The 545-nt window shown below is 57.6% G+C and carries 1 protein-coding gene; it reads left to right on the top strand.

What is annotated here, in order from left to right; translation table 11 throughout:
• Positions 1 to 303: 303 nt before the first annotated feature.
• Positions 304 to 545, top strand: a 242-nt coding sequence (locus A3709_RS19675) for a hypothetical protein (protein WP_156507872.1), incomplete at its 3' end; no start/stop codon positions are given.

The following is a 545-nucleotide window of genomic DNA, read 5'->3' as shown; positions in this document are numbered from 1 at the left end:
TGGTTGCAGAGGAGGGGCTTACTTCGCGCGCCGAGCTTCGGCGCAAACATCCTGGCGCATACGGAGCTGCGCGGAAGCGCTACCCCGATCTGTTGGATGAATTGTTGCCGGTAAAAGTACGGACGCCAAGTAAGTGGACGGAAGAAACCATTCGCGCACTGGTCGATGAGCAGGGCATAACGTCACGGAAGCAGCTCCAGCGCGAACATTCTGGCGCATACGAAGCTGCGCATACTCGCTACCCCGATCTGCTGGATGAATTGTTGCCGGCNAAGCAAATGGACGGAAGATACCATTCGNGCAGTGGTCGATGAGCAGGGCATAACGTCACGGACGCAGCTCCAGCGCGAAAGTCTTGGCGCATACGCGGCCGCACGTTTGCGCTACCCCGATCTGCTGGATGAATTGTTGCCGGTAAAAGTACGGACGCCAAGTAAGTGGACGGAAGAAACCATTCGCGCACTGGTCGATGAGCAGGGCATAACGTCACGGGGACAGCTCGATCGGGAACATCCTGGCGCATACGAAGCTGCGCATACTCGCTA

Source organism: Halioglobus sp. HI00S01 (assembly GCF_001635445.1).
Lineage (GTDB): Bacteria > Pseudomonadota > Gammaproteobacteria > Pseudomonadales > Halieaceae > Halioglobus > Halioglobus japonicus.
Note: the sequence above shows the minus strand (reverse complement) of the source record. Positions and strands in the feature narration are given on the sequence as shown.